The organism is Gemmatimonadota bacterium, assembly GCA_026705765.1.
Taxonomy (GTDB): Bacteria; Latescibacterota; UBA2968; order UBA2968; family UBA2968; genus VXRD01.
Genome location: JAPPAB010000099.1, coordinates 46,868 through 65,338 on the forward strand (window position 1 = coordinate 46,868; position 18,471 = coordinate 65,338).

Here is an 18,471-nt window from a genome sequence, read left to right on the forward strand (position 1 = left end):
GGAGATCGATATGCGGATTTTTGTCGCGGTATGTGTTTTGATGATGCTTCAGAGCAGTGCTGTAATGGCTCAGAATGAGGCTTCGTTTGGTGTGATGGTGGAGCCAAAGACGGCGCGCGTTGGAGAGGCTGTTGCGGTGTGGATTGATGTGGATCTTTCCGATGATTGGCATATTTATTCGGCGACCACACCGCCGGGTGGTCCCTATCCCACAGAGATTGCGCTGTCGGGCGCGGGATTTCGGCAGGTGGGGGCGGTGGTTCAGCCTGAGCCTATTGTGGAGTACGATCCTAATTTTGAGATGAATGTGGAATATTATCATCCCAAAGTGCGGTTTGGGGTGCGGGCTGAGGTGGGTGAGGGGATGCCGGGTGAGCGGGTGCTGTCGGGTGAAGTGATCTATATGCTTTGCAATGCGACGCAGTGTTTGCCGCCAAATACATACGCATTTGAGATTCCCGTGGTGGTGGAGGCGGGACCTGCGCGGGCGGAGTTTGTGTTTTCTGCTGATGCGACACCCCCAGTGTCGTTGGATGGTACGGGTAGCGTGGCCGATGTTGAGCGCGCGATTACAGAGGGTTTGAGTGCGTTTTTGTACCTGTCTTTGTGGATGGGTTTTCTGGCTTTGCTCACGCCGTGTGTGTTTCCGATGATTCCCATTACGGTGTCGTTTTTTACCAAGCAGGAAACGCAGAGCCGGAGGGAGTCTGTTACCAAGTCGCTGGCTTATTGCGGGGGTATTATTTTTACGTTTACCGGGTTGGGTATGGTGTTGGCGGCGACCCTGGGCGCTTCTGGTGCGGCTCTGTTTGCGGCAAATCCCTGGGTCAATTTGTTGATTACTGCGATTTTTGTGGCTTTTGCGCTGGCGTTGTTTGGGCTGTTTGAGATTCGATTGCCTTATGGTTTGCTCAATAAGTTGAACCAGGTTCAGGGGGGCAGTTATGGCGCAATTCTAATTATGGGATTCACGTTTTCGCTCACATCGTTTACGTGTACTGCGCCTTTTGTGGGGACGCTGCTGGTGCTGACGGCTCAGGGAACGTGGGCGTGGCCCATTTTGGGCATGCTGGTATTTTCGGCTGCTTTTGCCTCTCCGTTTTTCTTTTTGGCACTTTTTCCGCAGTCGCTTGCTGCTCTGCCCCAAAGCGGTGGCTGGTTAAATTCCGTGAAGGTTGTGATGGGGTTTTTGGAATTGGCCGCTGCGTTGAAATTTTTGAGCAATGTCGATCTGGTGTGGCAGTGGGGTATTATTTCGCGCGAGGTCTTTATTGCGGGGTGGATCGCGATCTTTTTGTTGTGTGGTTTTTATTTGTTGGGCAAGATCCGCTTGCCGCACGATTCTGTGCTCGATACAGTTGGTCCGCTGCGTTTGCTGGCGAGTAGTGGATGTTTGGCTTTTGGGCTGTATTTGATGACGGGTCTTTTTGGCGCACCTCTGGGCGAATGGGACGCATTTTTCCCGCCTTATGGAAGTTATGGGGAGATTGCCAAGATAAGGAGCGGTGAACCGGAACTGACCTGGCGCGATGATTATGAAGCGGGTTTGGCAGAAGCAAAGGCGACGGGTAAACCGGTATTTATCGATTTTACGGGCTATGCGTGTACGAATTGCCGCTGGATGGAGGCGAATATTTTTCCCGAAAAGGAGGTGCATGCGTTGTTAAAGCAGTTTGTACGGGTTCAGTTGTACACAGATGGGCGGGGAGAAAAATACAAGCGCAATCGCGATTTGCAGGAGGCTAATTTTGGTACGGTTGCTCTGCCTTTGTACGCGATTATGACACCCGGGGGAAAAGAGATTACACATTTTCCGGGGATGACGCGCGATGTGGATGTTTTTGTGCGCTTTTTGAAACAGGGGCTTGATCCGACAGTGGCGAGTGTGGAGTAATTACCGTGCCAGGCCGATAAATGCGCCCAGGACGAGGGCAACGACGCCGAGCAGGGATAGGAGAAGGGCGCCGATGGCGATGTGAAGCATTTTGGGTTCAAGTTGGTCGAGATAGGCTTCGAGTGTTTCGATGCCCGAGCGCATAGCGCGTTCGATGGGGTCGGGGAGGTGCTCGACGAAGGGTATTTTTCGCCGAGAGAGTTCGTCGATGTATTGAATATTTTTGATGTTGTGACGGGCGTTGAAGGTGTGTTCGACGAATTTGCGAGTTGCAAAGCGCTGTACCGGATCGCGAATTTCGGACAGGTGAAGGGTTTGTGGGTCGATGGTGCTGGATAGTTTGAAGCAGTGTGTGGTTTTGTCGGGGTCGTCTGGATCGGGTTCGATTTCGCCTTTGACAATGCGTCCCAATATGGTGAGGTCGTGATAGTTGAGGTAGTGATAGCGCCCGCCTTTTTCGCGGCCCAACAGGCTTTCAATGCGCTGGCGCAAGATGTCGGGGTCGTCTTTGCTCTGGCGGAGATGTTCGGAAATTTTGGCGTTGAAGCATCGCGCATAAAATTTTAGAAAGTCCCGGACTATGGGCGAGGTATAACTGCCTTTGGCGTTGATGAGACGACGCACAAAGCCGAGGTAACGGGGATTTGTGTATAGCCGCGCAGCGATGTCGAATGAACCTCTGGTGAGTGCTGTCGATTCGCGCATCTGTGACTTGATGGCGGTGTCGATTTGCACGCTCATCTGGATCAGTGCGGTGTCTTCGTCGTCTTCGCGCACGATGGACCGGGTTGGGTCTTCGGGTTCGTCGCGGGCGAGAAAGGGCGTGGTTTCGCCCGAGGCAAAGCTGCCAAGCCCGCCTTCTATACCCTGTCTGATCATGATTCGAGAAGCGGCTTCTTCTATTTCCGCTTCTGTTTTTTTTAAGAGCTCTTCGGGGAGTTCTGCGTCCTGTTCGGGTACGAGGGCAGAGATGTTGTCTGCAAAGATTTGAACTTGAGATTTGTTGTCGAATACGTTGAGATAGGGTTGTTGCATGACTTCGGGCAACAGATGCTGTGTGAGGGTGTTGCCCCGCTGTCCTTTGAAGGCGGTGTAGAGTGCTTCGTGCAGTGAGGTGAAGGGAACCACGCGCGTTGCGACGAGTGCGCGATCTGTGCCGTAGGTGAAGACGTAGAGATTTTCCCAATAGCACTTGCGGTAGTATGGCCGGCCGGTTTTGGAGGAGAAGGCGAAGCGGTATTTTGGATCGACAATGCGTTCCATCGGTTCCTCCTGTTGGAAATGGATGGTTTCAGGGTACAATAATACGTTATTTTGGAAGGGAAAGATGAACTATTTTCGGAGCAATCGGTTTCTCAATACGTTGCCCGATTGGGAAACGGGTGAGCCGATAGAAGGTGCGCTGGAAAATTATTTACCGCGTGTGCGCGCACTGTTACATCGCATGGATAATCCCCAGGCGCGGTTTAGCTCTGTTATTGTTGGGGGGACAAATGGCAAGGGTACGGTGAGTTATTTGCTGGCTGAGTTGTTGCGGGCAGCGGGTTTTCGCGTGGGGCTTTATACGTCGCCGCATTTGCACACGGTGCGCGAGCGGATATGCGTTGATGGCGAGGTGCTCGCGCGCGATGTGTGGGCTGAGGGCGTCGCACATTTTTACGAGAAAAGCCGCGATTTTGAGCGCGAAGGCTGGGGTGCGTTTAGCAAGTTTGAGGCGCTCACGGTTTTGGCGGCGCATCATTTTGCGCGGGCAAATGTGGATTGGGCTGTTTTTGAGGTGGGGCTGGGTGGGCAATTTGACGCGACCAATGCGTGGGATTCGAAGGTTGCTGTGTTGACGGCGATTCATCTGGATCACACGGATGTGTTGGGCAATACGCTGCGCGAGATTGCAGCGGATAAGGTACATATTGCGCGTTCGGGAAGGCCGCTGTTTACGGGGTCAGGACAGGTGCCTGAGGTTTTGAAGTTATTGGAAAGAGAATGCGCGCTTCGGGGTGCGGCATTGCATGTGGTCGATGAGAAAATGGACGATATGGCGGATCGACCAGTTACTTTTCGGGAGAATGCCGCGCTGTCGGTTGGTGTGGCGCGTCATGTTGTAGATGGGTGCGGGATGGTGTTGGCAGATGAATGGGTGCGGGATGTGGTTTTGAATCGGGCTCTGCCCGGGCGCTTTGAGGTGGTTCGGAAGACGTTGATTTTAGATGGGGCCCACAATCCGGATGCGGTTCGCGCATTGGTCCGCGATTTGCAAGTTCTATCGGATAAGTGGCGATTTGTGGTGGGTGTTAATAAGGGGCACGATGCACGGGGTATTTTGCAGGCTCTTTCGCCTCTGGCCGCCGAGGTTGTTTTGACGCAGTCGGCGCATCCGAAGGCCATTTCTGTGGCGCGTTTGAGCGCGCTGGTTCCAGAGGGGCTGTGTGTGCGGTGTGAGACAGGGGGTTTGAGTTTTTTGACGGAGGTTTCCCAACAGCCTACGTGTGTCCTGGGGTCGCTGTATCTGGTGGCGTTGGCCCGCGAGGTGCTGGATTTGCCCGGGGAGGCGGACAGTTTTGGCGAGGATGTGATTTTAGAGAGTTTGCGGTGTTTTGAGATCGCGTGTCGGCAGTTGGACGTGGGGTATGAGGCGGTGTCGGCAGATGGCAATGTGATTCGGGTGGAGAGAGAGAGAAAGCCGCTGTATTTTTTGCGAAATAAACATCCGTTTAACGATTATGTTTCTGGAAGATTGGCGGAGGATAAGGGGTATCAATACGAGGTGTTTGATCGGGCGAATATTACAGTGCCCAAAACGATGACGGTGTTCAATCCTCTATCTGATCGGCGGTTTGATCGGTATAAGACGCATGCTTCTGTCTCAGATATTGTAAGTGATGTGGTGCAACACATGTCTTTTCCGGTTGTGGTGAAACGCAATCGCGGATCTATGGCACAGGGCGTGTATCTGGAGGCGAATGCAGAGGGTTTGCATTCGCGCTTGCAAGACTTGTGTGTGGAAAGCAGCCGATTGGACAATGTGTTGTTGATCCAGGCTTATGTCGAGGGACCTGAGTATCGCATTGTGGGCAGCGAGGATGAGTTGTTGCTCGCATATGAAAAACAAAATGACTCAGATATTGAAGGAGAGGATATCAATCCCCTGCATCGGGTGGGGGGCAGGGCGGTTGCGGTCGTGGATGAGGGGTTATTGGAGGAGTTTCGAGTATTGACACGGGCGTTGAATCGGGTGTTGAATTTGGGATTTTACGCAATTGATTTGATCGCGAGTTCCGATGGGTTTTTTGTTTTGGAAGTGAATCCCAATCCCATATGTCACTTTTATAATGCGGATAATGGACGCGGCGATTTTGTGCAAATTTATCGGTATCTGATACGAAAATATTTGCTGTAGGGGCGGGTTTTAAACCCGCCCCTACAGGCGATTTTATATCTCTACTGGAACTATTTTTTGCGTTTTCGGCTGATATACCATGCCTGTAAGTAATTTTTCGAGTGTGTTGGTGACGCGGAAGACAACGCGATTTTTGCCCTGTTTGAGGTGGACTGTTTTTCCAGTCCAGCAATAGGGCGCCCAGGCGCGTACGCCCAGAGACTGTCCGTTGATTGTTATTTCGACGATGTCGGAGAGGGTTTTCACGGTGCGTTCGAGGTCTATTTTGAAATGCGCGGTTTTGGGCAGGGTTTTGAAATCGATGTCCCGGGTATATGACACGGTGCCAGCATAGAAGGGCAGTCCCTGCGCTTTGAGGTCAAAAATAGGACCGCTATCTTGAAGGGGTGTTAGTTTGGGATATACGCTGCGCCAGGATTTGACCTGAAAACGTCCAAAGAGATACAGGGCATCGACGAGGCCATCGCCCGGGTTGTTGGCTTCCACGCGGATGGCGATCACATTTTTGCCCTTGTTTATGCGCTGTCCCACGGAACACGTCGCGTTGGCGTGATCGAATCGGAAGGTGGGACGAAATGCATTGCTCGGCAATTTGGAACCGTTGATGTAGATCTGATGCTCTCCCTGAATAGCACTTCGATCCATGACCAGGGAGAGTTTGCTGGGGACGATGTCTGCGATAAAGGTTGTTCGGTACCAAAAAATCGTTTTTTCTGCTGAATCGTCAAGAGGTTGTGGGCGCGTTTCGGACCATCTGCTATCGCTATAAGTCGGTTGATGCCAGTTCTGGCGCAGGCCTGTGTTAGACGGGTCGATTTTTGTTTTGAATTTGTCCAGGCGCAGTGCGTTATCTTCTTCTGGGTCAACTTTCCAGTGGCCTGTTAAATTGAGTTTGAGCGTTTCTACCGGAAGCTCTTCTTTTTTTGTTTTTGCAGGGCCTGTTACGATCATGTGTGATTGCAGCCGATCAAAGGAGAGGTCGATGCGGCTCATTTCTCCGGTGGATTTGACCACAAGGGGTGTGCGGTTGCCCGTTTCCAAATCCCATTTTTCTATTTTTCTACTGGTGGGAGGTATATAAATTTGCGTTGTAATGGGTGAATTTCCCCGATTGGCAAAAAAGAATATGTGGTGCTTTTCATCTGTGCGGTGGTGATATTGTATCGCGTCGGCGTTTTTTCCGTCGGACATGATGCGTACTCGCCGGGGCAGAATTTCGTCGAGCAGGCGTTCCAGCATGAATGTCGCCTGATTTTTTTCTACCGTACCCCCCGTACGGATAAACATGAAGTTGTCTCGACTCAGCAGGTGGACGCCCGATTCGTGGCCGGTGTAATCGCGAATCATTCGCCCCGGTTCCATGTCGGTTAACCGCGAAAATCCCTCGACGATTGATGCGCCTTCTTGAATATCCTCAATGGGCAATAATCCCAGGGCGATGACGAGGCCGCCTGCATTGATAAATGCGCGTAGCTTATCAAAAGCTTCGCGTTCCAGATTGGTGATGGGGGGAAGGACCAGGACCGTGTAGCGCGTTTTGCCGATCTGCAATTGGCGGTTGATGATTTCCGCCTGGGCGAGGAGGGCCGGGTCAAGGCTTTGAAATGGCCGTTGCATCTGATACAGGGCGCGGGCAATACAAGCCCAGTCGGCAACGAGGTTATTGGTCAGTGTTTCTTCATCGGGATCATAGCCGACATAAGACCAGTTGTGAAACGGGTGTGCGAGGTGTGCCCACAAGCTGGTGACAGGGTCGAGGAGTGCAATATCGGCTACTTGCTGACCCCGGCACAAGAGATGGGCAAGTCGCCCCGCGTAGTCAGACAGCAGGTGAAAGTGTTTCCAGTAGGGATTTTGATGAAATAGAGATGTGGCGTGTTTGCGCAATCCGTCGAGTGTGTAGTAGAGGGCGTGGGGCGCAAAGAAGTTGGTGCCGTGGGTGCCGAGGGTATCGAGCTGTGCTTTCATATCTTGCAGCGTGGTTGCCCAGCCCGTGTTTTGAAAACAGGTATTGATTATGCGCGAAGTGTTTGTCTGGGCGGCGAGTGCCGTTGCAAATTCAGGGCTGTGGCGATATGATATGACGTTTTCTCTGGTGCTTTCAACGTCGAGACTGCCGCCTGTACCAGGTATGGGTATGGAAGTGCGATGAGCATTGCGAAGCGGGGTTATATCGCTCGCGTAATTGAGGTCGTGCTCTTTGCACCAGTCGGCACTGCGCGCGCTGTCGTGCCGCTGTTGCAGTTCGCTCAGGGTTTGAAAATAGTCGTAGCGAATGCGACCCGTGTTGGGACCAAAGTAGGTTATGAGGGCAGGCAAGCAGGACAGGAGATTGTAGCCGTTGCGCGTTTGGAAGTAGTCGGGCAATACGGATGACCAGGGCAGGCGATCTTTGGGGAAATGCGTTTCCGAGGTTAAAATGCCCTTTAAGGTTTTGCCCTGATAAGCGGAAAATTGTTCGATGTAGGGCTGTTGAATGGTCTGATGCAGGGTGCGGACAGACTCTGGATTGAATCGATCGAGGTGTGAGCCGGGACAATCGCTATTTGCCGAGGGTTCTTGTAAAAAAACGAGCACGCGCCAGCGTCCGGCAGGTGCTTTCCAGTACAGGCGGCGGGTGGGGTTAAAAGATACGTAATTGTAGGGATGGTGGGCGGACACAGCACTGTTGTTGCGCAATGCGTGGTGTTGATGATTGACGCCTAGATAAGCGCTGATATCTTGTTTGTCTTCCCACAAACAGCGGTCTCTTCGCAAGGGAACAGCGAATGCTTGCAACACGGGTGCCCAGGGTAGCGTAAGGTCAACTTGTTGGCCGCCCTGTACAACGGTTTCGCGAAAGGTGAGTTGTTGTGCGACGAATTGGGGGTGGTTTAAGGTGATCTGGGTTGATCCAATACCACCTGGATAGCGGTATTCGTCGTGGATCCAGACATGGAGGCCATTTTCTTCTGCGGTTTCGAGTGCCAATTTTACGCGCTCGAACCAGATGTGCGACAAATAGGGCGTTTTTAGCCCGGGACCTGTTGATAGGCAAAATCCACCCAGCCCTTTTTCGCTCATTTCGCGGATTTGGCGGACGAGTTCGTTTTCTTCTATGATGCCGTTCCATATCCAAAATGGAACGAGGCGATCAGCAGCAGGGGGATTGATGAAGTTTTTGAGGTCCATAAGTTCAGGGGATTTAGCTTGTGTCAGCACAGGCCTGACATATATATGTAACTACCCGGCCGTGCGGGCGAATACGGGTGAGTTTTATCTCGCCTTCCCGCTGTTTGCACTGCGCGCAGGGTCGGTCTAATTTGGGGGCGTTTAGGCCCGCGCAGGTATCACAGCGATAAAGGACGCGCTTGATGCCGTTTTCGATATGCGTTTGTGCTTTTGTTGCTGGAACTTTGCCACATTGTTCGCAAATCAATGGCGTGACCTCGCGTTTTGAGATGCCCGCATTCCGTTTGTTTATAACCCCGAAAAATTTAATGCCTGAATAGAAAAAGTCAAGTTATTTTAATAAAATGTTGTTTTATTATAAGTTTATAGAATGATATATAAGCTGTTAAAATACGCACTTGTCAACAGTAAGCCTTATCATTATACTACCGAGGTGTTATGAACGAGCAAATTTACGGTCTTGTACTGGCCGCGGGTATGGCGCGGCGCATGGGGTCAACTAAGCAGTTGTTGCCCTTTGGTGACCGAACGGTTCTTCAAACGGTGGTCGATACGCTAAATGGTGCTGATCTGACTGGCGTTGTGGTGGTTTTGGGGCACGATGCAGATGCTGTGCGCGAGAGTTTGCGCGGTCGGCCCGTGCTGTGTTGCGTGAATGATGCGTACCGCGAGGGGATGTTTTCCAGTGTGCTTTGCGGTCTTCGCCATTTGCCCGGGGATGCAGATGCGGTGCTGATCGCTCTCGGGGATCAGCCTCAGATTGAGTTGCGCGTTGTTCAGGCTGTGGTGCAGGCATACCGCGAGGGGGAGAGGGGTATTGTGATTCCCGTTTCGGGTGGAAAGCGCGGGCATCCGGTGTTGATCAATTTGTCGCGTTACCGGGGCGAGATTCTAAGGCTTTCTGGGGATGAGGGTCTCAAGCCGGTTATGCGCGGGCATCCGCAAGATACGCTGGAGGTGCCGGTGGGTGATGAGGGTATTTTGCGGGATCTGGATACGCCAGAAGATTATCGGGCGGAGATGGAGAGGCGAGGGATAAATGGAGAATAGAAGATGTTGAAAAAAGATGTTGAGATTGCATTGAAGAAGGGGCAGGTGATTCCCGCACATCCGCTGGCGCTGACCGCAGCGCGGAAGCTGGATGCCCGGCGTCAGCAGGCGTTGTCGCGCTATTATATTGCTGCTGGTGCGGGGGGATTGGCCGTGGGGGTGCATACGACGCAGTTTGAAATCCGCGATCCGAAATGGGATTTGTATCGGCCGGTTCTGGAACTGGCTGGGGATGTGATGGATGCCGAGGCACCGGCTGATTTTATCCGCGTGGCTGGCATTGTGGGCAATACGCGACAGGCGGTGGCAGAGGCAGAGGTCGCGCGCGATTGCGGCTATGAGGTCGGGTTGGTGAGTTTGCGTGCTTTTGCCAATGCAGATGTCGATGCGATGGTTGCACATTGCCGCGCTGTGGCCGATGTGATTCCGGTGATGGGGTTTTATCTGCAGCCGGCTGTGGGGGGATGTGTGTTGCCGTTTGATTTTTGGCGGCGTTTTGCAGAGATTGAGTCTGTGGTGGGTATTAAGATTGCGCCTTTTAATCGGTATCAGACGCTGGATGTGATTCGCGGGGTTGTGGCGGCGGGGCGGGTGGCGGATATTGCGCTTTATACGGGTAATGACGATAATATTGTGATGGATTTGCTGACGTCGCATCGGTTTTGGTGCGATGATGCGTGTGTGGATGTGCGTATTGTAGGTGGGCTTTTGGGGCATTGGGCGGTGTGGACAAAGAAGGCGGTGGAGATATTGAGGACGTGTCGCGAAGTTGCGCAATCGGATGCTGTGCCAGGGGAGATGCTGACGCGGGCGATTGAGGTGACGGATTGCAATGCGGCGTTTTTTGATGTGGCCCATGATTTTCACGGGTGTATTGCCGGCGTTCACGAGGTGTTGCGAAGGCAGGGGCTTTTGGAGGGTGTGTGGTGTTTGAATCCCGAGGAGGGTCTGTCGCCGGGACAAGCAGAGGAGATCGACCGCGTGTATGATGCTTATCCGCATTTGAATGACGACGATTTTGTGGCGGCGCATTTGGATGCGTGGTTGGGGTGAGGCGAGGGATGAATTTTGTTGACTTGCAGGGGGTCGCTGTGCATGATGAGTGGTCTGAGATGAAATTGAAGTTCGAGAATGGCAATTTTTAATTGAAGGAGGTTTGTCGTGAAGATGCATATTGGTGGTCAATGGGTGGATAAGGCTGAGAAGATCGATGTGATCAATCCATTTGATAATTCGGTGGTGGATACGGTGCCAAAAGGCGATGCAGCAGATGCGGAGGTGGCGATTGCGACGGCTGTGCGCGGTGCCAGAGCGATGGCGGCTTTGACGGCTTATGAGCGGTATGAGATTTTGCATCGGGCTGTGAATTTGATGCGGGAACGGGTCGAGGATTTAGGGCGTACGATTACGCTGGAAGAGGGCAAGGTTCTGGCGGAGGGTATCGGCGAGGCCGGGCGTGCGATTGAGACGATGACGCTGTCTGCAGAGGAAGCCAAGCGGTTGTACGGCGAGACCATTCCGCTGGATGGCGGTTCGGGCGTGCGCGATCAGTTTGGTTTTACGCTGCGCGTGCCGTGTGGGGTGGTGCTGGCGATTACGCCGTTTAATTTTCCCCTGAATCTGGTGTGTCACAAGGTGGGTCCTGCACTCGCTGCGGGCAATGCGGTGATTGTGAAGCCGGCGACAGATACGCCGCTTTCGGCGCTGAAGCTGGTGGAGATTCTGGTGGAGGCCGGTGTGCCTGCCGAGGCAGTGCAGTGTATTACGGGTCCGGGGAATGAATTGGGCCAGGCACTGTGTTCTGATGGCCGTGTGCGCAAGATCAGTTTTACGGGTAGCCGCGATGTGGGTGAGGAGATTTGCAATATGGCGGGGTTGAAGAAGGTGACGATGGAACTCGGGTCCAACGCGCCTTTGATCGTGATGCCGGATGCGGATCTGGATCAGGTGGCTGCTGCGACCGCGACGACGGGTTTTGCCAATGCCGGGCAGGTGTGCATTTCAGCGCAGCGGGTGATTGTCAATGACGCGGTTTACGGCGATTTTATCGATGCGTTGACGCCAAAGGTCGAGGCGCTGGCGACGGGCAATCCCGTTGATGATGGCGTGATGATGGGTCCGATGGTACGGGAACGCGATGCCGTGCGCGTGCAGGCGTGGATTCAGGATGCGGTGGGTGCTGGCGCGCGTCTGGTGACGGGCGGCGAGCGCGATGGTGCGATTTATCAGCCGACGATTCTGGCCGATGTGGATCCGAGTATGAAAATTTCGTGCGATGAGTTGTTTGGTCCCGCGGTGGGTATTACGCGGTTTGACGATATCGACGCTGCGATTGCGATGGCCAATGATACGAATTACGGTTTGAGTGCGGCACTATTTACAGAGAATATCCACTGGGCGATGCGGTTTGCACGAGAGGTCCATTCGGGTAATATCCACGTCAATTGGGGCACGCAGTGGCGCGCGGATTTGATGCCTTACGGCGGGCTGAAGGATAGCGGGATGGGCAAGGAGGGTCCAAAGTACGCGGTGGAGGAGATGACGGAGACGAAGATGGTGGTGTTTCATTAAAGTTGTTTGTAAGATGCGAAAAAACGGCTCCTTTATTGAGGAGCCGTTTTTTTTTACCAGTTTTCGACGGGTCCAGCATAAGGCGCGTGTTCGAATCGACAGGGCGATTCGACGAGGCGCGGGTCGCTTTGTTCGCGCAGGGTTTGCATGAGTGCGGTAGAGAGTTCTTTGCGAGTGGGGGCGTATTCGGGGTCGTCGGCGATGTTGTTCATGTAGTGCGGGTCCACGCGCAGGTCGTAGAGTTCTTCACGCGGACGTTTGCCAAAGCCGATTTCGAATAGTTCCTGTACGTCTTCTTCTGCGCGGTGGAGGATCATATAGGATTTTGTGGGGCTGGCGTCCATGTCGGGATAGGCGATGAAGGTTTTCCCTGCCAGGTCTTCGGCAGAAGGGGCTTCTGCATGGAGGTCATCGAGTCCCTGGGGATCGCCCATGGGCCAGCGGTCGGGTGCAAAGTTGTGGATGTAGAGAAAGTCGGCCGTGCGGATGGCGCGTTGCGGGTAGGGTAGCTGGCCTTCTCTTGCAGTGCCAACGTGCCGTTCTCGGCCGGTGATGACAAAGGTGCGGTCGGGATCAACGAGGCCGCTCTGGTCGCTTTTGAGTACGGGGAGCAGGCTTTTGCCGGTCATGGTATTGGGGATGTCTGCGCCCGCGGCTTCGAGGAATGTGGGGGCGAGGTCCATGAGATTAACAAAGTCTTCAACGGTGCGTCCCGCGGGGATGTTGTTGGGCCAGCGCGCGGCGAGGGTGACTTCGCAGCCGATGTCGTAGAGGTTGCATTTGCCGCGGGGAAAGCCCGGTATGCCGTGGTCGCCGCTGACGACGATGAGGGTGTTGTCGAGTTCGCCGATTTCTTCGAGGCGCTGGATCAAGACGCCGAGGCCCGCGTCAACGGCCTGACATTCGCCCAAGTAGTCGGCTACGTCTTCTCGGATGTCGTGTACATCGGGCAGGAAGCCGGGTAAGCGGCCTTTGAGGTCGTCGGGTTCCAGATCCCATAAGGCTTTGCCGGAGCCGCGTTCCCAGGAGCGGTGGGTGTTGGTGGGTCCCCACCAGTAGCAGAAGGGTGTGTTTTGGGGACGGGCGTGGAGGAATGCGTTGAAGTTGTCGCGGGTTTCGTTTAGCAGGGCTTGTTTGGCGCCTTCAACGCCCAGTTCGTCAGCGTTTTTGGTTACCCAGTGGGAGAATCTGCGGTAGTTGTTGCCGGCGGTTTCATAGCATGTTCGCTCTGCGCCATAAGGGGCGTTGACGGCTTTTCCGGGGGACCAGACTTTGTAGGTGTAGCCGATGTGGTATCCGGCTTTTTCGAGTTCGAGGGGGTAGGTGGGGATGCTTTCGTCCCATATCGCGCCTTGTAAGATGGCACCGAGGCCGGTTTGCCAGAAGTATTGTCCAGAGAGGATAGAGCTTCGGCAGGGGGTGCAACTCGGTGCTGGTACAAAGGCGTTGGTGAATAGTGCGCCTTCGCGGGCTATGCGGTCAAAGTTGGGGGTGTCGATGAGGTGGTTGAGTGAGTCGGGGCCTTCTATGCGCTGATATGCGCTGGCGTAACGCCCCCAGTCGTCGGCAAAAGCAAAGAGGATGTTGGGTTGCATGGGTTCTCCATTTTTGGTGTGGATGTTGAAAGCCTATTTCGGTGTGGTGTATTCCGCCGCGCTTTCGCCCGCGATGAGGCCATACGCGAGGCCCATGCACAAACCGCCCGTGTAGCCGCGGGTGTAGATGCCGCCACAGTCGGCGCCGGCTGCGTAGAGGCCCGGGATGGGCTGGTCGTTTTTGTCTATGACTTGTGCCTGGGCATTGACTTTGGCACCGCCGTAGGTGAAGGTGATGCCGGGGCGTGTGCGGATGGCGTAATAGGGCGGTGTGTTGAGGGGGATGAGGCCGCCGGTTTTTGGTATTGAGAGGGTTTGGCCGTTGCCGGTGGCGCAGGCGGTTGCGTATTCGGCCATTGTTTTTTTGAAGGTGTGAGCGGGGATGTGCCAGCGGTTGGTCAGTGCGCGGGTGAGTTCTTCAAGGGATGGTGTTTTGATGACTTCGCCGCCTGCTTCGCGGATGTTTTTAACGCGGTCGTTGTCTGGCGTGGGCCATTGGGAGAGCGCGTTCTGGTTGTCGCGGATGTGCTGGTCAAAGATGAGGATGGCAGTGGCCCGGGGTTGCTGGACGAGGGTGTGGCAGGTGACTTCGTCGCCGAGATATTCGTCGTCGAATCGCTCGCCTTTGAGGTTGATTAAGATGGCGTATTCGCTGAAGTCGGGTTTGACTGTGAGGAAGTTGTGGAGGCCGACTCGTGCGGGTGGTGCGGGCAGGAGATGGCCGTAGAAACGGTTGAGGGGGCCTGTGGGTTGCGCGCCTGCTTCGAGTGCGCTTTGAAATCCTCCGCCGGTGTTTTGGGGTACGCCTCGGACGATCATGTGATCGGATTCTGTGCCGAAGTACTGCGCGCGCAATTCGGGGCTGGCCTGGTATCCGCCGGTTGATAGGATGACGGAGCGGGCTGTTATTTCTGTATGTGTGGTTTTGACGCCTGTGATGGGTTTGCCGTTGCCGCCGACGAGGCCGGTCAGGCCGGTGTGTGTGAGGATGGTGCCGCCCATGTGTTGGAACTGGTAGCCGAGGATTTCCATTGCGGTGCGGGCGTCGGGTGTGAATTGGTAGATGGTGCGTTGAAATTTGTACGGTTTGTCTTCGCGCGCTTGTAGGGATACGCCCTGTTTGCGGAGCCATTCGATGCCTGTGTAGAAGCGGTCGATCAAGGCGGAGCCAAGTGCTGTGTCGCCGTTGGGCTGCACTTTGAGCCATTCGTCGATGTTTTTTGCACACCAGATGGTGCCGCCCGATGCGGCTGCAGATCCGCCGATTGTTTCGGCTTTTTCGATGAGGGCTACGGATGCGCCTTTTTCCCGGGCACGCAACGCCGCACACAATCCGCCTATGCCCGCGCCCGCTACTATGACGTCGTAATGGTTGGACATTCTGTTTCTCCTGTGAATATCGGGATGCCATCCTAATACAGTTTATTCCCGCTGTCAAGGCAAAGAAAAAAGAGGTGAAATTATCTCACCTCCTTGAGTGCAGAAATCAAGCGGAAATAATACCCTATATGTCCACAGCAATTTTAAAAAATGGGCTTACGCCATCCCGACGTAAGCCCTTGTGTTTTTATGGTGCCGAAGGTGGGACTCGAACCCACACGGCCTTGCGGCCACTGGATTTTGAGTCCAGCGCGTCTACCAATTCCACCACTTCGGCACCTGAAGTCCTGTGGTCAAGAATATCCCAAACACGGGATTGTGTGTCAAGGGTTTTTGAAGTGATCTGTTTCGGCGCGTGGCGGTCCGATGATTTCGTTGTAGATGATGGCTTTGCGGATGGTGTTGGGTTCAAAATCGAGTTTTATGCGTCGTTTTTTGCGTTTGGGACGCAGGAGTCGTTGGGTTTCTGATGCGCGTGTAAATGAGGTTTTGCCTTCGATGTAAGACGATTCATCAGAGACCGGACGTTTGCCCTCTACTTCCTGGAATTCCGGTCCGGTATCCGCTTCGGAGACGGGACGCTTGCCGTGTATTTCTTGAAATTCTGGTCCTGTGTCCGCTTCGGAGACCGGGCGTTTGCCGTGTACCTCCTGGAATTCCGAAGGGGTTTTGGGTTCGGGTTCAGGTTCGGGAGATCCGAAGAGTACTTCCCATTCAGAGAGGTCAAATTCCTCTTCAAAGGGGTCGTCGGCACCTGCGTCGCGGGACGTTTGCCTGCGCCGGAGTTTGGTTTCGTCGGGTTCTCTGGCGCCTCGCAGTTTTTTTATGAGCGAGGATAAAAGGCTAACGACGATAAAGATTATCGGTATGAGGAGTTCCAGGTCCATGATGTCGAGCCGCTATAAGGTTATGGTGTGTGTAAGAGGTGAGACGTAAGACGTAAGAGGACCGCCCGCCCCTCTCACGTCTCACGTTTTACGTCTTACCTGCCTTCATTATCGTCTTCTTCTTCGGTTTCACCGGCGATGCCTTCGCGCATTTGCGTGTCGGCTTCGATGTTGCGCATGCGGTAGTAGTCCATGATGCCCATGTTGCCACTGCGGAAGGCGTCGGACATTGCAAGCGGGACTTCGGCTTCGGCTTCGACGACGCGGGCGCGCATTTCTTCAACACGGGCTGCCATTTCTTGTTCGAGTGCAACGGCCATTGCTCTGCGTTCTTCGGCGCGCGCCTGTGCGATGTTTTTGTCGGCTTCGGCCTGGTCTGTCTGGAGTTTTGCGCCGATGTTGTCGCCCACATCCACGTCGGCGATGTCGATGGAGAGGATTTCGTAGGCGGTGCCCGAGTCGAGGCCCTTGTCGAGTACGGTTTTGGAGATCATGTCGGGGTTTTCGAGTACGTCTTTGTGGGTTTCCGAAGAGCCGATGGTGGTGACGATGCCTTCGCCTACGCGGGCCATGATGGTTTCTTCACCTGCACCGCCGACGAGGCGTTCTATGTTGGCGCGAACCGTGACGCGAGAGGTGGCTTTGACCTGTATGCCGTCTTTGGCTACGGCGGTGACCATGGGGGTGGAGATGACTTTGGGGTTGACGCTGACCTGTACGGCTTCGAGTACGTCGCGTCCGGCAAGGTCGATGGCGGCGGCGCGTTCGCCGGTGAGGCCAATGCCGGCTTTGTCTGCGGCGATGAGTGCGTTGACGACGTTTTCGACATGTCCGCCGGCGAGGTAGTGGGCTTCGAGAAATGCAGTGGGGATGTCGAGGCCCGCTTTGGTTGCGTTGATTTGCGAGCCGAGGATGATGCGCGGGGGCACGCGACGCAAGCGCATGCCGATGAGTTCGATGATGCCGATGCGCACGCGCGCAGCCAGGGCAGAGATCCAGAGGCCCACGGGGATGAAGTATAAGAAGAGGGAGAGTGCCAGAATACCTGCAGCAACTATAAGAAGGGGAATAATCGCTTCCATGAAAAGCTCCTTAAAAAATGGTCGGTCTTATGTGTCTTCTATTTTTCGCACAATGACGCGACTGCCTTCGACTTCGATGATTGTGACGGGTGTGTCTTTGGTTAAGTATTCGCCTTCGGTCGATACGCTGATGCGACGACCATCAAATACGCCAGTGCCTCCGGGGCGCAGGTCTGTGAATGCGGTGCCCGATACGCCTAAGAGGTCGCTGTAGGGGGCCGCGACATATCCTTCGGAAGATTTTTCTTCGATGTCGAGTACGAGGCGGTTCCACATTCTGGAGTTCGGGAGGGATCGCAGGATGAGTATGGCCAGGACACCGGTGAGGATCACAGAGAGGAGCAAGGGGGTGAGTGCGGCGCTGATGTCGTCCCAGGTCCAGAGGTCAAAGCGGCCCATGAGGCTTAAGAACAGGCTGGTTAAGACCAGGATTGCGCCGGGAATGGCGAGCAGGCCAAAGCCGACGACAAAGAACAGGTCGAGGAGGATGAGCGCGATGCCGAGAAAGAAGATGAGTATTTCAGACCAGCCAGCGAGGTTGACGAGGAGGTGGCTGCCGAAGAACAGGCCCAGGCAGATTAAGCCGATGGTGCCGCCGATGCCCCAGCCCGGGCTTTGGATTTCGAATATCAGGCCCAGAAATCCCAGGGTCATGAGCAGCGAGGCCAGGTAGGGGTTGGTGAGATAGCGCACGACTTGTTCGGCCCAGTTGGTCGATTGGTGGATGACGCTGGCTTGCACGAGGTCGTAGTGTTTGAGTACGGCGATGAGTTTTTCCGATTCGTTTTTTTCGGAGATTTTGTGGTCGGCGATGCCCTGTTCAACAGCTTCTTTAGTGGTGAGGGTGAGTAGCTTGCCTTTGGGTGCCAGGCCCTCGATATCGACGTCTTCATCGACCATGGCTTCGGCCAGTTTGGAGGAGCGCCCGGTTTTTTCGGCTGTGGCTTTCATTTCGTTGCGGAAATACGAGATGATTTTTTCACTGGCTTTGTTGCCCTGCATATCGACGGCTGTGGCCGCGCCAATGGTGCCGCCTTCGACCATGATGATGTGGTCGGCAGACAGAGAGATGAGGGCGCCTGCAGATATGGCGCGGGGGTTGATGAAGGCGATGGTTTTGATTTCGCTGTAGAGGATGGCGTCCCGGATGGTGAGCGCGGCATCGAGGGCACCGCCAGGGGTGTCGATTTCAAAGATGACGGCTTTGACGCCCGCGTCTTCTGCGTCGCTCATGACGCGCGTGACAAAAGCGGCAACGCCGCCCTCAATGGTGCCGTTGATTTTGGCGACGTGTACTTCTTCTGCCCGGGCGGGCAAACCGAGTCCGAGAAGGAGTACGAGGAGTGTGAGTACGGGTTTCATGAATAAGTTCCTCCACAATATATTCTCATATACCGTATATTGAGGTCGTTGTCAATGGTTTTGAGGTTTGATGCGCGAGGCG

At 54.4% G+C, this 18,471-nt stretch carries 12 protein-coding genes and 1 tRNA gene; 5 read left to right on the forward strand and 8 right to left on the reverse strand.

Features of this window, described 5'->3' with window-relative positions:
- Nucleotides 1–10: 10 nt before the first annotated feature.
- The gene (locus OXH16_12935) at nucleotides 11–1,894 is read left to right on the forward strand and encodes a thioredoxin family protein (GenBank protein ID MCY3682301.1); all 1,884 of its coding nucleotides are present in this window, start codon (nucleotides 11–13) and stop codon (nucleotides 1,892–1,894) included.
- Here the strand turns inward: OXH16_12935 and OXH16_12940 are convergent, their stop codons facing one another.
- Entirely contained in the window at nucleotides 1,895–3,157 is a 1,263-nt protein-coding gene (locus OXH16_12940; protein MCY3682302.1) for a hypothetical protein, read from the reverse strand.
- Nucleotides 3,158–3,221: 64 nt separating this feature from the next.
- On the opposite strand from OXH16_12940, the gene OXH16_12945 reads away from it, so the two are divergent.
- On the forward strand, nucleotides 3,222–5,291 hold the full coding sequence (locus OXH16_12945; GenBank protein ID MCY3682303.1) for an ATP-grasp domain-containing protein: 2,070 nt from the start codon (nucleotides 3,222–3,224) through the stop codon (nucleotides 5,289–5,291).
- Nucleotides 5,292–5,324: 33 nt separating this feature from the next.
- On the opposite strand, the gene OXH16_12950 is transcribed toward OXH16_12945, so the two are convergent.
- A complete protein-coding gene (locus tag OXH16_12950; GenBank protein MCY3682304.1) occupies nucleotides 5,325–8,462 on the reverse strand; it encodes a glycosyl hydrolase in 3,138 nt (1,045 codons plus the stop codon).
- A 438-nt stretch (nucleotides 8,463–8,900) separates the two neighbouring features.
- Here OXH16_12950 and OXH16_12955 point away from each other — a divergent pair, with 438 nt between their 5' ends.
- From OXH16_12955 to OXH16_12965, 3 genes are all read left to right on the forward strand, one after another.
- Nucleotides 8,901–9,512: a nucleotidyltransferase family protein gene (locus OXH16_12955; protein MCY3682305.1), complete on the forward strand. Its 612-nt coding sequence runs from the start codon at nucleotides 8,901–8,903 to the stop codon at nucleotides 9,510–9,512.
- 3 nt (nucleotides 9,513–9,515) lie between these two features.
- Nucleotides 9,516–10,565: a dihydrodipicolinate synthase family protein gene (locus tag OXH16_12960; GenBank protein MCY3682306.1), complete on the forward strand. Its 1,050-nt coding sequence runs from the start codon at nucleotides 9,516–9,518 to the stop codon at nucleotides 10,563–10,565.
- A gap of 114 nt (nucleotides 10,566–10,679) precedes the next feature.
- Nucleotides 10,680–12,083, forward strand: a complete 1,404-nt coding sequence (locus tag OXH16_12965; GenBank protein MCY3682307.1) for an aldehyde dehydrogenase family protein — start codon at nucleotides 10,680–10,682, stop codon at nucleotides 12,081–12,083.
- 53 nt (nucleotides 12,084–12,136) lie between these two features.
- Here OXH16_12965 and OXH16_12970 read toward each other — a convergent pair whose 3' ends face one another.
- The 6 genes from OXH16_12970 to OXH16_12995 all read right to left on the reverse strand — a co-directional run bounded on the left by OXH16_12970 (nucleotide 12,137) and on the right by OXH16_12995 (nucleotide 18,389).
- Nucleotides 12,137–13,678 carry a sulfatase gene (locus tag OXH16_12970; GenBank protein ID MCY3682308.1) on the reverse strand — a complete coding sequence of 514 codons (1,542 nt, stop codon included), beginning with the start codon at nucleotides 13,676–13,678 and terminating at the stop codon, nucleotides 12,137–12,139.
- Nucleotides 13,679–13,711: 33 nt separating this feature from the next.
- On the reverse strand, nucleotides 13,712–15,058 hold the full coding sequence (locus OXH16_12975; GenBank protein MCY3682309.1) for an FAD-binding protein: 1,347 nt from the start codon (nucleotides 15,056–15,058) through the stop codon (nucleotides 13,712–13,714).
- A 190-nt stretch (nucleotides 15,059–15,248) separates the two neighbouring features.
- Nucleotides 15,249–15,335 (reverse strand) — tRNA-Leu (locus tag OXH16_12980).
- Between the two features lie 46 nt (nucleotides 15,336–15,381).
- Complete coding sequence (locus tag OXH16_12985) at nucleotides 15,382–15,945, reverse strand: hypothetical protein (protein ID MCY3682310.1); 564 nt, start codon at nucleotides 15,943–15,945, stop codon at nucleotides 15,382–15,384.
- A gap of 95 nt (nucleotides 15,946–16,040) precedes the next feature.
- Entirely contained in the window at nucleotides 16,041–17,027 is a 987-nt protein-coding gene (floA, locus tag OXH16_12990; GenBank protein MCY3682311.1) for a flotillin-like protein FloA, read from the reverse strand.
- A 27-nt stretch (nucleotides 17,028–17,054) separates the two neighbouring features.
- On the reverse strand, nucleotides 17,055–18,389 hold the full coding sequence (locus OXH16_12995; protein ID MCY3682312.1) for a nodulation protein NfeD: 1,335 nt from the start codon (nucleotides 18,387–18,389) through the stop codon (nucleotides 17,055–17,057).
- Between the last annotated feature and the right edge of the window lie 82 nt (nucleotides 18,390–18,471).

Excerpts from the sequence above, each read along its gene's own strand:
- OXH16_12960 (MCY3682306.1), top strand. The coding sequence starts at position 9,516 with ATGTTGAAAAAAGATGTTGAGATTGCATTGAAGAAGGGGCAGGTGATT.
- floA (MCY3682311.1), bottom strand. The coding sequence starts at position 17,027 with ATGGAAGCGATTATTCCCCTTCTTATAGTTGCTGCAGGTATTCTGGCA.
- OXH16_12950 (MCY3682304.1), bottom strand. The coding sequence starts at position 8,462 with ATGGACCTCAAAAACTTCATCAATCCCCCTGCTGCTGATCGCCTCGTT.
- OXH16_12970 (MCY3682308.1), bottom strand. The coding sequence starts at position 13,678 with ATGCAACCCAACATCCTCTTTGCTTTTGCCGACGACTGGGGGCGTTAC.
- OXH16_12945 (MCY3682303.1), top strand. The coding sequence starts at position 3,222 with ATGAACTATTTTCGGAGCAATCGGTTTCTCAATACGTTGCCCGATTGG.
- OXH16_12955 (MCY3682305.1), top strand. The coding sequence starts at position 8,901 with ATGAACGAGCAAATTTACGGTCTTGTACTGGCCGCGGGTATGGCGCGG.
- OXH16_12940 (MCY3682302.1), bottom strand. The coding sequence starts at position 3,157 with ATGGAACGCATTGTCGATCCAAAATACCGCTTCGCCTTCTCCTCCAAA.
- OXH16_12935 (MCY3682301.1), top strand. The coding sequence starts at position 11 with ATGCGGATTTTTGTCGCGGTATGTGTTTTGATGATGCTTCAGAGCAGT.
- OXH16_12995 (MCY3682312.1), bottom strand. The coding sequence starts at position 18,389 with ATGAAACCCGTACTCACACTCCTCGTACTCCTTCTCGGACTCGGTTTG.
- OXH16_12985 (MCY3682310.1), bottom strand. The coding sequence starts at position 15,945 with ATGGACCTGGAACTCCTCATACCGATAATCTTTATCGTCGTTAGCCTT.
- OXH16_12975 (MCY3682309.1), bottom strand. The coding sequence starts at position 15,058 with ATGTCCAACCATTACGACGTCATAGTAGCGGGCGCGGGCATAGGCGGA.
- OXH16_12965 (MCY3682307.1), top strand. The coding sequence starts at position 10,680 with ATGCATATTGGTGGTCAATGGGTGGATAAGGCTGAGAAGATCGATGTG.